The organism is Vreelandella venusta, assembly GCF_007989605.1.
GTDB classification, from domain to species: domain Bacteria; phylum Pseudomonadota; class Gammaproteobacteria; order Pseudomonadales; family Halomonadaceae; genus Vreelandella; species Vreelandella venusta.
On record NZ_BJUL01000022.1, the window covers coordinates 13,309 to 25,816 of the forward strand.

Sequence of the window (12,508 nt, forward strand, 5' to 3'; positions counted from 1 at the left end):
CCACTGACACTTAGACATAAGAGCTCAGACATAAAAACTTAGACATAAGAACTTAGACATAAGAACTTAGACATAACCACTTAGGCACAAGTAATTAGACGCTACGATTGAGAAACACCTCTTTAGATTCGCCCAATTCAGGAAACGGCTATGAGCACCACTTCTCTCCTGGCAAGCGCCGCCCCCACTCAAGAACGTGTGCTGGTCATCTATACTGGCGGCACTATTGGCATGCAGCCAAATGTAAAGGGACTCGCCCCAGGAGGGGGCTTTCAAGATCGTATGGCAGACGCACTAGGCCAACTTCCTATACTGCACCAACATGCCCTTCCCGCTTATGACGTGCTTAGTTATGCATCATTGATCGACTCGAGTGCAGCGACACCGCTAACTTGGCAACAGATTGCCAACGACATTGCTGCCAACTTAGCCAACTACCGTGGATTTGTCGTTATCCATGGCACAGACACCCTAAGCTGGACCGCATCAAGTCTTGCTTATCAACTACAGGGGATTGACCGCCCAGTTGTATTAACAGGCTCTATGCACCCTCTTGAGACGGCTAATAGCGATGCCATCGGCAACCTTTATGGAGCATTAAGGTTTGCCGCAAATATTGAATTACAAGAGGTGGCAATCTATTTTTCAAATCGCCTTCTGAGAGGTTCACGAGCGATTAAACAGCACGCGGAATCCTTAGATGCATTTATCTCACCAAGCTATCCCTGTATCGGTGAACGCGTAGGCGAAGACTTCATTTATTACCCCAGTAGAGGTTTAGGATTTCAACAGCGTGGCGCGCCCCGTTTTGAGCTTTCAGACTATCAAGTCGTCTCCGATGGCGCCGTTATTAGACTCGCATTGTGGCCCGGAATAGCGCCTTGGCAATTGGAAGCTCTGCTCGGTGACTCCCGCGTAAAAGGGGCACTACTACAGCTTTGGGGAGCAGGTAATATACCCAACGACCCAGCAATCATTGATGTCATTGCCAACGCCAGTGGCGAAGGAAAACTGCTCGCCGCAATTAGTCAATGCCCACAGGGCAGTATTCATATGGGCGAGTACGCAGCGGGCCATGGCCTAACAGAGGCGGGTCTACTGTCTGGAGACAACATGACACCTGAAGCAGCCTTCACCAAGCTTGTTCATCTTTTAGCTCAACCCTTGCCAACCGATGATCGACGTCAGCGATTTTTAACGTCACTTGTCGGCGAGCGCTAAACAGCGCACATCGATCAATTCGCACTGGCGTAGTCACTTATACACGCTATGTTTAAACAGATGATAACAACCAAAAAGGAAAGCAGCGTATGGAATGGCCGGTACACCATTTTAGCGAGCTATTTGAACAACTCGGGCTACGCTCGGATGCAGAATCCATAGAACACTTTATTCAACGCCACTCCCCTCTCCCCAAAGAAATGCCGCTCGCAGACGCGCCTTGTTGGAACGAAGGCCAAGCTGATTTTCTGCGGGAAGCCGTGGAAGATGATGCCGACTGGGCTGAAGTTGTCGACCACCTTGATGCCTCAATGCGCAAGCAGGCTTGATTGCTGGCTGCTTTCCGCTAAGCGCCGCTGATTAGCGGCGCCAATATAGCTATTAACTGTTAAGGCGAGCTTCAACGCGCTCAAGAATTTGCCTACTCACTTTGCCCACTAATGGCTTTGCAGCACGGTTCACCGCTTTTTCCATCAATCGGTTACGGATTTCATAACTCAGCGTGAGCGACACTTCCGTCCCCTCTGGCACTTCACGCAATTGATAACGACCTTGGTTTTTAACACCTTCCAAGGATTCCCATGCCAGCACATAAGGTGGCTTGATCTCGGTTACCGCCACATCAAATGACCAATCCATACCCACCGCATGGACATGCCAGCGATAACGGTTATCGCCTAAGGTATCAATTGATCTAATGAGATCAGAATAGTCAGCAAAATCTTCAACTCGGCTCAGCAGTTCGAACACTCTTTCAGGCTGAGCATTAATAATTTCGCTATGTTCTATGGTGGCCATGGATTCATCCCTTACGACTAGAAGGATTAGCTTAGCATGTTGAGCCATGCACATAGCGAACAGAAAATGCTACCAATTGCGGCTACTACTGGCCAGACAAGCTCGCATTGCGTAAACTGCCGACCTTCCGGACCGGACCCCGGAATCTCATTTAGCGCGACGCTAAAGCACTCAATAAATTCTCCGGCCAATGAGTAATTATTATGTCGTTACCCCCCACCTCTGGCGCAGACGCGTCATCTACCGTTGTGATTTATTCCGGCGGCATGGACTCCTACACCGTTCTTCACCGCGCAATTAAAGAAGGGCTAGACGTTCATGCCCTCTCCTTTGATTATGGCCAACGTCACTCCAAAGAACTGGACATCGCGAAAGCCGTTTGTAAGCAGCTCAACATCCCCCATCAAGTCGTTGATATACGTGCTATCCACGGTTTAATTGATAACTCAGCGCTGACTAACCCAGATATATCAATGCCCGAAGGCGACTATGCTGCTGATAACCTCTCTACCACCGTTGTCCCTAATCGCAACATGATTCTGCTTTCGTTAGCGATTGCTAAAGCAGTTAATATTGGTGCGGGGCGTGTCGATTACGGCGCCCACGGCGGTGATCATATTCTCTACCCTGACTGTCGGCCTGAATTTGTTCATGCCATGAATCAGGTCGCTGGCATCGCTAATTTTGAACCGGTAACACTACATGCACCTTATCTAGCATCGAGCAAAGCCGATATCTTGCGCGATGGCTTAGCAATGGGTCTGAACTACCGTGATACCTGGACCTGCTATGAAGGACGCGCACTAGCTTGCGGCACGTGCGGCAGCTGCCGTGAACGTCTGGCGGCGTTTGCAGCCAACAACGTTTCAGACCCGCTGGCGTATGAATCGACTCCTGCACAGGTTATCGACTGATGTATCACGTCAAAGAAGCTTTTTATACTTTGCAGGGCGAAGGTGCCCAGGCAGGCCGTGCCAGCGTATTTTGCCGCTTTAGCGGCTGCAACTTGTGGTCTGGGCGTGAAATCGATCGCGCCAGCGCAAAATGCTCTTTTTGCGACACCGACTTTATCGGTACGGATGGTATTAACGGTGGACGCTTTAACACACCACATGAACTCGCTGATCACCTTAAAGCCCTTTGGCCAGTTCACGCGGGAAGAGCAACGCCCTATGTGGTATTCACTGGCGGCGAGCCATTACTCCAACTTGATACCCCGCTGATCGAGCTACTGCACAGCGATGGATTTGAAGTGGCCGTTGAAACGAATGGAACGGTCATACCACCACCAGGAATTGATTGGCTATGTGTTAGCCCTAAGGGCACCAACCCACTGGTGGTCACCCGTGGTGATGAGTTAAAGCTGGTTTTTCCACAATCTGTGGCGCCACCCGATCAATTCGCCAACCTGGACTTCAACCACTTTTTTTTGCAGCCGATGGACCAGGGCATAGCGCACAAGAATCACGCAACGGTTCAGGCAACCGTCGCCTATTGCATGGCTAACCCCCAGTGGCGTCTATCGCTTCAAACGCACAAAATTGCAGGATTTGAGTAATGGCGTTATTTGTAAATCGTCTCAGCCATATTGATGTTTCACTGTGGTGCCCTACAAAAGGGTTGGTAGGCTGTAGCTGGCAAGTCGATGCTCAGTTGGATGGGGAACTAGGCGAAGATGGTATGCTTTTTGACTTCGGGGAAGTGAAGCCTTGGATCAAACGCACCCTCGACAGTGGCCTAGACCATACCCTACTCGTACCTATCAACGCGCCCGGCATTAAGGTTACTGACTGCGCTGAAGGTATCTGCATTAGAACAGCGACTCCTTTCGAAATGGAAGTTCGCGGGCCAGTCCAAGCGTTTACCTTGCTCCCCTGGGATACCATCACTGTTGAACGTGTCAGCCACTATTTAAGCTCGCAGCTAACGAAGCAAGAGCAACGGCCAGCCAATGTTCACAGTGTCACGCTAACGCTGAGTGACGAGCCTATAGACGGCGCTGGCTATGGCTACACTCACGGACTGAAACGGCATCTTGGCAACTGCCAACGGATTGCCCATGGCCACCGCTCGCGCCTGTTAATCTGGCAACATCAGGCTCGTCAGCCAGCGCTTGAGCAGCACTGGGCCGCATGGCTAGATAATCGATATCTGCTTGAACAGGCCGATATTGAGAGCCAGATTGATGAAAAGCTGACTTGCCGTTACCAGTCTGCACAAGGCACATTTTCAATCACGCTGCCTCAACAGCGCTGCTGTGTACTGCCCAAGCCGACAACCGTCGAGAATATTGCTTTATGGCTTGCCAAGCGTATTGCAGAGCACAGCGGCCATAAAACACTGGTTCAAGCCTTTGAGGGAATTGATAAAGGCGCGACGGCAGAAGCGTCGCCATGAGTAATCACGTATTCGCAACAACAAACACCGCCGCCTGCCGAGCAGGCTGCGGTGCTTGCTGTATTGCACCGTCGATTAGCTCTTATATACCCGGCATGCCAAATGGCAAACCGGCGGGCGTTCGGTGCGTACAGCTAAGTGATAACAATCTATGCAGGTTATTTGGCGATCCTAGTCGTCCCGCTGTGTGTGAGCGGTTCGACTATGATGCTGATGTATGTGGCGAGCACCGAGAAGAGGCGCTCGCCACACTTAACTGGCTGGAATCAACAACGCGTTAACTGTCAACTCAGGTTTCGTTTTCAACGCTTACCGCGTGGGGCAACCGCCTATCAAGCAGGCTAACCCAACGAACAAGCACTGGCGCATCACTATGGCTCACTTCACTCAATAAGCGCCTAAATGCCTCCTTGGCCTGCAGGTCGTTTGGTGCAATACGCGTTAACCAAAGTTCGAGTGCGGCAAGCTCCTGATGGCGATTTCCATGCTCGCGAGCCTGGTTAATGGCCATTTCAGCTAGCGCTTTCACTTCATTAGCAGGGTGGCCTAGCAAATCGCGCACTTTAGCTAGCTGCGTTGCCAGCTCGGGTAAAAAGAGCGTTGTGCGCTCCTTGGCAATGACCAGACACTGATCCAGATAATCTTCAGCCGCTTTTAGCTCTCCAAGCTCAATACACGCATCTGAGTACCATAGAACCGGGCGTTGATAGCGATCACGTCCATTCAGCTCTGCCATCTGGTCTAGACTGTCCCGCACCTGCACCAAGCCCCCTTGGTCGCCCGCAAGCGCTCGCTGCCAGCCAAGAACCCCTTGAGCAGAAATTTGCCACAGTTGCAAATCAGGCGTACCCGTCATTGCAGCAGCGCGCTCAGCGTGTCGTGCCGCTAGGTGCACATGGCCAAGCTGCCGATAAAGAGCGGCGGAAAACATCAGCGCCATGGCAAGCGTGCCTGGATGGCCAATTTTTTCAGCTAACCGGATGGCTGAAGAGATATGCCGCTCTGCACGTTGGTAGTCACCACGTAAGCAGAGCGTCCAGCCTTGAAAAGAAGCAGCCGTCACTTGAGGGTGATCAGAGAATGGCAGCCATTCAATCATCATTTGCGCATTGAGCGGGTCAATTTCGTCCAGGTGATCATGCGCTTGCTGAATGCGACCAGCCCAGTATTCGCAATGCGCCCGCGCATAATCGGCCAGCCTTTGGTAGCGCGGATCTTCTAAACGTCCAGCAATATCTGCAAGCGTGGAGGCAAGTGCAAATGCATCAGCATGGGCATAGCGCTGACTTCGGCCAACCCATAAGCCCCACTTAACCAAAAATATTTGTTCAAGATCTTCAGGATCTTCCGTAGCGGCGCCACCCGACTGGCGAAGTAACTCCCTCGCACGCACGAAACTCTCATGCGCAGTGGGTGAACCATGCCCCTCTAAGGCGAAGGCCGCTTGACCACGTACGGTCAGCAGGCTTACTTCACGCTCAACTTCATGGTCCACATGGCGCAGGCTAGCAAGTCCGAAGTCTGCCATGCGCAGCGCCGTACGGTTAGCGCTTACCTTGAGGGCTTCCCGCGCGGCCAGCTCAAAGTAACGAGCGCCCCTGGCATAGTGGCCACTGCGGCGTAAATGAGTGGCAAAATCGCCAGGGTGGCGGCTAATCCATACAGGAAAACGCTCTTCAATTAGCGTGACAACCTGTTGATGAAGCTTAACCCGTACATCCCTAGGGCACGAAAGGTAAGCGGCTTCTTGCAGCAGCTGGTGGCTAAACTGATGCTCAGGCTCTCCCCCATCTTTATCCACTGGCTCGACAATTTCCAGCTGGCGCATGTGTTCGATCGCTTGGCACAGCCGCGGCTTTTCCCAACCACTGCACTCTTGCAGAAAATCAAGCCGGAAACGTTTGCCGAGTACCGCCGCTACATGGGCAATTTCTCGATCACCTTCCAACTGGTCAATTCGACTCGCTAGCAGCCCTAGCAGCCCTTTGGGCAGCTCATCAAACTGCACACTACGACCTTCACGGCGATCCATATCCACACGCCGACAAATCTCTTGCATATACAGCGGCACCCCATCGCAACGCTCAATGATTTGATTGCGTAGCCGGGGGCTTAAATGAATGCGATACCGGCGGGATAGCTGAGAAAGCAAACGAGACGATTGTTGCGCATCCAGCCTTCCAAGCGTAATTTGCTGATCCCAGTGAAGTTTGACCGGCAGCGGCTCTCGGCCATGGTGACTAGCAACCAGCATGAAGGCTGTATTGATCGGCAACCGAGCTTGCAGCCCTGCTAACACCTTGAATGAAGGTTCATCAAGCCATTGCAGGTCATCAATCATCAGTACCAATGTCCGTGAACTGGCCAAATGATCGATTAAGCGGTGTAACAGCTTTACAACTAGCTCAATAGCCTCACCATTCTGAGTTAACTGAGCAACTTCTTGAACATCACGCACACCGAGCGCTTCTTCAAGCAATTGCTGACGCTCATCCCCCAGGGGCTCCAAGGCGAGCGTTTCTTGCAACTGGCGAACAGCTTGGCAGGTTGGCGTTGCTTCCACATACCAAGCGAGCAGAGTGCGTGCGACACCGTAAGGCTCTAGCACCGATAGCCGCGTCGTTGGCTGCCAACAAATGGCAGCATCAAGACTCAGCTCTAACTGGCGAAAACCAACCATTAGCGCCGATTTACCCATCCCAGACGCGCCACGTACTAGCACGCTCTGGCGCAAACCAATACCAGCTCTCGCCAACGCATCTCTTAGCGTGCGCAGAGATGTTTCTCGACCAACTAAACTAGGAGGTAGCGCATCCCTACCGCCCTCATTTACTCCCAGCACTAACGCCCTCAAGCGGACGCGACCATCGCTAGCCACTAAACGAGAGGCCAACCGCGGTTGCAAATCCAGTGCAGGCGGCATGTGCTGACTGGCTTCTTGAGAGATCACCAGCTCACTGCCTTCAGCAGCGCTCATTAGCTCTAGTGATACTTGAGTCACTTGGCCAAGCGGGTCAGCTAGCTGACGTTCAGGCAGATAAACCACTCTTCCGCTATTCAGACCTGCGGCAAGCTCAAATTTGGGAGGCTCACCGTCACCCACCCAGTGACGCTGGCACTCTAATGGCAACGCCAGACGGCAGTGTTCATAAAGTGCCACCAGCTCTGCCAACTGATGAGCCGGGCCATGGGTACCAAAACAGGCCAAGCCAAGTCCACCTGTTGCGCCCGGCAACCAGAAGCCACCTAAGTGATGACACTGCTGCTCTAGCCAACGCAGTAGCTCTAATTGAAGCGCCAAACAGTTCCGGGTAGCTGCGCGATCTTGCCAATCACCTTGTAGCTTAAGCCGGATAGCCATTACAGATAGCTGGCGTAGCTCAATTTCATCTTCACGAAGTGGCTTACTATCCGCTGCCAATACACGTGAAAAAGCACCTTGGGGGCTCATGACGCGCGGATCGTGAGGACCATCAGACCAATAATTAGCTAACTGTAAAAAGCTTGGTTCGGGCTGCTGACCGGAAAGCGCTAACAACTGTAAATAGCTGTTGTACTGCTCATGGGCAGCCGCCATCTGGTGTTTCTCGGCCAACTGGCGCACCAGACGCTCATGAAATGGGCCGTAGCCAGAGAAGCGGCTGACTAAACCTTCCAATAGATCGTCAGGGACATCTGCGTGGGCATCCAGCACCTGTTCCGCGAAACGAATAACTCGCTGACGCCACTCGTTTCGCACCTGAACTAACCAACGCTGAAATTCGCTGCAGTTGGCAAGCTGGAGTTCTTCTATCAAATCCCCCTGATAGCACGACATCACCTCTTCGAGGTTTGCCAAATCTCGAGGACCTTCCAACAATTGCTGTAATTCGTGCAAGTCAACCCGCCAGTGGGCGGGCAACTGAAAAGCGATAGTCTGGCGGGATACGTTCAGCACTTGCTCGGCGTTGTCCCCCATCGACTGGCGCAGACAGTGAAGCGCATGACGTAGGTTGGTTCTGCCCGATGACAGCCCCTGGTCTGGCCAAAGTAATTCGGCGAGGGAGGCTCGATTAACCGGCTGCCGATGCAGCAACAAATAAACGAGCAGCGCTTTTACTTTGTCATAACTGAAGTGCGTCAGCACATCTTCTCCTTGTGACAAAGAGAAATGGCCAAACAGGGTCAGTTGGTCTGTCTCACGAGCATCGCGCATGATACATATCCTACCTAGACTAGCGGTGGCTTAAGCAGGCACACCGCTATGAAAACGAAAAGCCGTATCTGGCGAAGTAATCAACTCCGCTTCACGCGCCACAAAAAAGGCGATTCTGTCATCTATTGATGCCGATGTTTGCTGTCTTGCAAGCAGCAAATAGTCTTCAAAGTGACGGCCTTCTGACTTCACCAACGTGCGATAGAACTTGGCAAGCTCTTCATCTAAATAAGGAATTAAGCGCGCAAAGCGCTCGCAGCTACGTGCCTCAATGAGCGCACCAATAATTAACACATCAATTAAACGCTCAGGATCATTGCTACGCACATGCTTGCGCAAGCCTTCGGCATAGCGTGACGCAGTAAGGTGACGATACGCCACGCCTCGCTTCTCCATTAAGCCAACCACCTGCTCGAAATGCAGCAGTTCTTCTCGAGCCAGTTGCGACATCTTGCTTAGTAGTAACGGCTGATCAACGTAACGATAGAGCAAGCTCATGGCCGTTGAAGCGGCTTTCTTCTCACACTGAGCATGGTCTATAAGCAGTATCTCTGGATTATCCAATGCCCATTGCAGCCATGCATCAGGCGTTGAGCAAGCAAGAAACTGATGGAGACATTCTGGCAGCAGATCATCCGCTTGCAGCGCATGACCTACAGGTTGCAATCTATTTAATTGTATCGACATAACACCATTACCAAGCGCTTATCTCACTATTGTACAACATATAAACGCCCTGAGCGTTTGTTCCCTGCCATTACGCTCGCCGTTGAGAGAGCCGTAACAGTACTTTTTATATAGCACATATCTAATATAAAATTACGCTTATATTGAAGCTCCACACCACAATACCCGCGATCTAACTGTCGTAGTGATAATAATACGACGAAATAATCAAACAGTATGGTAACGCGGCCTCACAATAATCACACGCGCCCTCACCCTCAATTACGCCTGTTCGGTAAAAAACTTCCATCCGCTGGATTAATTAAGAAAAAAACACGCTATTAAGAAACCCTACACCATCTCCTCAACATAAAGTACAAGGCACTCAGGAGCTTGCCGCCTTAACATTGTCGACAGTTTCCCGTAGAATCCACCTCATCCACCAGACGCTGTTTGTCAAGCGTATGTCACGTGTCCGGGCACATACTCAATACCGTGTGGGTATGCGCTCGTCACCATTAAGAAGATGAGAGGGCCCCAACGTGCTTGAAGCTTACCGCCAACATGTCGAGGAACGCGCTGCAGAGGGCGTACCGCCCAAGCCTCTGAACGCCGAACAAGTCGCTGCCTTAATTGAGCTACTTAAAAATCCGCCGGCCGGTGAAGAAGAGTTCATTCTTGACCTAATCACCAACCGAGTCCCCCCAGGCGTTGATGAAGCTGCTTATGTCAAAGCAGGTTTCTTAACCGCGATTGCTAAAGGTGAAGCCACCTCTCCGCTGATCGATAAGATCCATGCCGTCAAGCTTCTTGGCACCATGCAAGGCGGTTATAACATCGTCTCCATGGTTGAACTATTAGACAACGAAGAACTTGCTCGTGAGGCTGGCGAACAGCTCAAGCATACCCTTCTCATGTTTGATGCGTTCCATGATGTTGAAGAGCGCGCCAAAAAAGGCAACGCGGTTGCTAAAGACGTTATTCAGTCCTGGGCTGATGCAGAGTGGTTCCTCTCCAAGCCTGCACTGGAAGAGAAAATCTCCTTAACCGTCTTTAAGGTGCCGGGTGAAACCAATACTGACGACCTCTCGCCTGCACCTGACGCATGGTCGCGCCCGGACATTCCGCTGCATGCCAATGCCATGCTCAAAAACGAGCGTGAAGGTATTGAACCCGAAGTGCAAGGCACGACTGGCCCGCTGAAGCAGATTGAAGAAGTCAAAGCGAAAGGTTTCCCCGTTGCCTATGTGGGCGACGTCGTTGGTACTGGCTCTTCACGTAAGTCCGCCACCAACTCAGTACTCTGGTTCTTCGGCGACGACATTCCTTACGTGCCCAACAAGCGCGCTGGCGGCTTCTGTTTTGGTGCCAAGATCGCACCGATCTTCTTCAATACAATGGAAGATTCTGGCGCACTGCCGGTTGAAATGGATGTTACCAAACTGGCAATGGGCGACATCATTGATGTCTATCCGTACGAAGGTAAAGTGTGTAAGCACGGTACCGACGAAGTACTGACAACCTTCGAACTCAAAACCCAGCTGATCCTTGACGAAGTGCGCGCAGGTGGACGCATTCCGCTGATTATCGGTCGTGGTTTAACAGGTAAAGCGCGTGAATCGCTAGGTCTTGAACCTTCTGATGTGTTCCGCCTGCCTGACCAGCCGGTTGATACTGGCAAGGGCTTCACCCTGGCTCAAAAAATGGTCGGTAAAGCGTGTGGCATGGACGGCGTACGCCCAGGTATGTACTGCGAACCCAAGATGACCACCGTTGGCTCTCAGGACACAACCGGCCCGATGACCCGTGACGAGCTGAAAGACCTCGCGTGTCTTGGCTTCCAAGCTGACTTGGTCATGCAGTCATTCTGTCACACTGCAGCCTATCCAAAGCCTGTCGATGTGGATACACACCACACACTGCCGGACTTCATCATGAACCGTGGCGGTGTTTCCCTTCGCCCCGGCGACGGTATCATCCATAGCTGGCTGAACCGCATGCTGCTGCCCGACACGGTGGGTACTGGCGGTGACTCCCATACCCGTTTCCCGCTGGGCATCTCATTCCCGGCAGGTTCTGGTCTGGTAGCATTTGCTGCTGCGACTGGTGTCATGCCGCTAGACATGCCGGAATCCGTGCTGGTGCGCTTTAAAGGTGAACGCCAACCAGGCGTGACACTGCGCGACCTGGTTCATGCTATTCCTCTCTACGCCATTAAGCAGGGCTTGCTGACCGTTGAGAAATCCGGTAAGAAAAACGCCTTCTCTGGTCGTGTCTTGGAAATTGAAGGTCTTGAAGACCTAACCGTCGAACAAGCTTTCGAGCTTTCCGACGCTTCAGCAGAGCGTAGCGCAGCAGGCTGTACAATTACCCTGTCTGAAGAAAGCGTCACCGAGTACCTCAAATCCAACATCACACTGCTGAAGTGGATGATTGCGAATGGTTATGGTGATGAACGCACGATCAGTCGTCGTATCGAAGGCATGGAAGCATGGCTTGAAAACCCAAGCTTGATGCGTGCTGACAAAGATGCTGACTACGCCGAAATCATCGAAATTGATTTGAGCGAAATTAAAGAGCCCGTTCTTTGCGCGCCTAATGATCCTGATGATGCTCGCCTGCTGTCAGATGTTGCCGGCGAAAAGATTGATGAAGTATTTATCGGCTCATGCATGACCAACATTGGTCATTTCCGTGCAGCTGGTAAACTGCTTGAAAAACAGCCTGCGGGCAGCCTGAAAACACGCCTTTGGCTGGCACCGCCGACCAAAATGGATCAGCACCAGCTTACCGAAGAAGGCTATTACGGCATTTATGGCCGTGCTGGCGCCCGCATGGAAATGCCGGGATGTTCACTGTGTATGGGTAACCAGGCACGCGTTGCAGCGAAAAGTACCGTTGTGTCTACGTCTACACGTAACTTCCCGAACCGCTTAGGTGATGGTGCAAATGTATACCTCGCTTCAGCGGAACTCGCAGCCGTTGCTGCCGTGGAAGGTCGCCTTCCGACTGTAGAAGAGTACCAGCGCTACATGGGTGAATTTGACGCACTCGCTGGAGAAATATATCGTTACATGAACTTCCACGAAATCGAGGAGTATCAAAAAATCGCCTCGAACGTGATTCCGGTTGCTCAAGAAGCTTAACGCTCTTGCAGTACCGAGAACTTATCGCCGATGCTCGCAACATCGCAAGAAGGATGACAATGCCTCCTTCTTGAGCCGATGACCG

10 protein-coding genes are annotated in these 12,508 nt (G+C 51.9%); 7 read left to right on the top strand and 3 right to left on the bottom strand.

Annotated elements, in window-relative coordinates:
* Nucleotides 1–150 precede the first annotated feature (150 nt).
* Nucleotides 151–1,221: an asparaginase gene (locus HVE01_RS17375; protein WP_125747532.1), complete on the top strand. Its 1,071-nt coding sequence runs from the start codon at nucleotides 151–153 to the stop codon at nucleotides 1,219–1,221.
* An 89-nt stretch (nucleotides 1,222–1,310) separates the two neighbouring features.
* Nucleotides 1,311–1,550 carry a DUF2789 domain-containing protein gene (locus HVE01_RS17380; RefSeq protein WP_146945206.1) on the top strand — a complete coding sequence of 80 codons (240 nt, stop codon included), beginning with the start codon at nucleotides 1,311–1,313 and terminating at the stop codon, nucleotides 1,548–1,550.
* A 52-nt stretch (nucleotides 1,551–1,602) separates the two neighbouring features.
* Here HVE01_RS17380 and HVE01_RS17385 read toward each other — a convergent pair whose 3' ends face one another.
* Complete coding sequence (locus HVE01_RS17385; RefSeq protein WP_125747528.1) at nucleotides 1,603–2,019, bottom strand: SRPBCC family protein; 417 nt, start codon at nucleotides 2,017–2,019, stop codon at nucleotides 1,603–1,605.
* A 203-nt stretch (nucleotides 2,020–2,222) separates the two neighbouring features.
* Between HVE01_RS17385 and queC the strand changes: the two genes are divergently transcribed.
* Genes queC through HVE01_RS17405 form a run of 4 tightly spaced genes read left to right on the top strand, consistent with a single transcriptional unit; the run spans nucleotide 2,223 to nucleotide 4,697 of the window.
* Nucleotides 2,223–2,933, top strand: coding sequence for a 7-cyano-7-deazaguanine synthase QueC (gene queC / locus HVE01_RS17390; protein WP_146945207.1), 711 nt, complete (start codon nucleotides 2,223–2,225; stop codon nucleotides 2,931–2,933).
* Nucleotides 2,933–3,577, top strand: coding sequence for a 7-carboxy-7-deazaguanine synthase (gene queE, locus HVE01_RS17395; RefSeq protein WP_146945208.1), 645 nt, complete (start codon nucleotides 2,933–2,935; stop codon nucleotides 3,575–3,577). The genes queC and queE overlap by 1 nt, the downstream gene beginning before the upstream one ends.
* On the top strand, nucleotides 3,577–4,416 hold the full coding sequence (locus HVE01_RS17400) for a 6-pyruvoyl trahydropterin synthase family protein (protein ID WP_125747523.1): 840 nt from the start codon (nucleotides 3,577–3,579) through the stop codon (nucleotides 4,414–4,416). The genes queE and HVE01_RS17400 overlap by 1 nt, the downstream gene beginning before the upstream one ends.
* A complete protein-coding gene (locus HVE01_RS17405; RefSeq protein WP_125747521.1) occupies nucleotides 4,413–4,697 on the top strand; it encodes a YkgJ family cysteine cluster protein in 285 nt (94 codons plus the stop codon). Before HVE01_RS17400 ends, HVE01_RS17405 begins: the two co-directional genes overlap by 4 nt.
* A gap of 8 nt (nucleotides 4,698–4,705) precedes the next feature.
* On the opposite strand, the gene HVE01_RS17410 is transcribed toward HVE01_RS17405, so the two are convergent.
* Together HVE01_RS17410 and HVE01_RS17415 are read right to left on the bottom strand one after the other, a co-directional pair.
* A complete protein-coding gene (locus HVE01_RS17410) occupies nucleotides 4,706–8,611 on the bottom strand; it encodes an ATP-binding protein (protein WP_146945209.1) in 3,906 nt (1,301 codons plus the stop codon).
* A 30-nt stretch (nucleotides 8,612–8,641) separates the two neighbouring features.
* Nucleotides 8,642–9,298, bottom strand: coding sequence for a MiaE family protein (locus HVE01_RS17415; RefSeq protein ID WP_146945210.1), 657 nt, complete (start codon nucleotides 9,296–9,298; stop codon nucleotides 8,642–8,644).
* Between the two features lie 521 nt (nucleotides 9,299–9,819).
* Here HVE01_RS17415 and acnB point away from each other — a divergent pair.
* A complete protein-coding gene (acnB, locus tag HVE01_RS17420; RefSeq protein ID WP_146945211.1) occupies nucleotides 9,820–12,423 on the top strand; it encodes a bifunctional aconitate hydratase 2/2-methylisocitrate dehydratase in 2,604 nt (867 codons plus the stop codon).
* The last annotated feature ends 85 nt before the right edge of the window (nucleotides 12,424–12,508 follow it).

Coding starts and splice junctions, on each gene's coding strand:
- HVE01_RS17385 (WP_125747528.1), bottom strand. CDS start 2,019: ATGGCCACCATAGAACATAGCGAAATTATTAATGCTCAGCCTGAAAGA.
- queE (WP_146945208.1), top strand. CDS start 2,933: ATGTATCACGTCAAAGAAGCTTTTTATACTTTGCAGGGCGAAGGTGCC.
- HVE01_RS17410 (WP_146945209.1), bottom strand. CDS start 8,611: ATGCGCGATGCTCGTGAGACAGACCAACTGACCCTGTTTGGCCATTTC.
- HVE01_RS17415 (WP_146945210.1), bottom strand. CDS start 9,298: ATGTCGATACAATTAAATAGATTGCAACCTGTAGGTCATGCGCTGCAA.
- HVE01_RS17405 (WP_125747521.1), top strand. CDS start 4,413: ATGAGTAATCACGTATTCGCAACAACAAACACCGCCGCCTGCCGAGCA.
- HVE01_RS17400 (WP_125747523.1), top strand. CDS start 3,577: ATGGCGTTATTTGTAAATCGTCTCAGCCATATTGATGTTTCACTGTGG.
- queC (WP_146945207.1), top strand. CDS start 2,223: ATGTCGTTACCCCCCACCTCTGGCGCAGACGCGTCATCTACCGTTGTG.
- HVE01_RS17375 (WP_125747532.1), top strand. CDS start 151: ATGAGCACCACTTCTCTCCTGGCAAGCGCCGCCCCCACTCAAGAACGT.
- HVE01_RS17380 (WP_146945206.1), top strand. CDS start 1,311: ATGGAATGGCCGGTACACCATTTTAGCGAGCTATTTGAACAACTCGGG.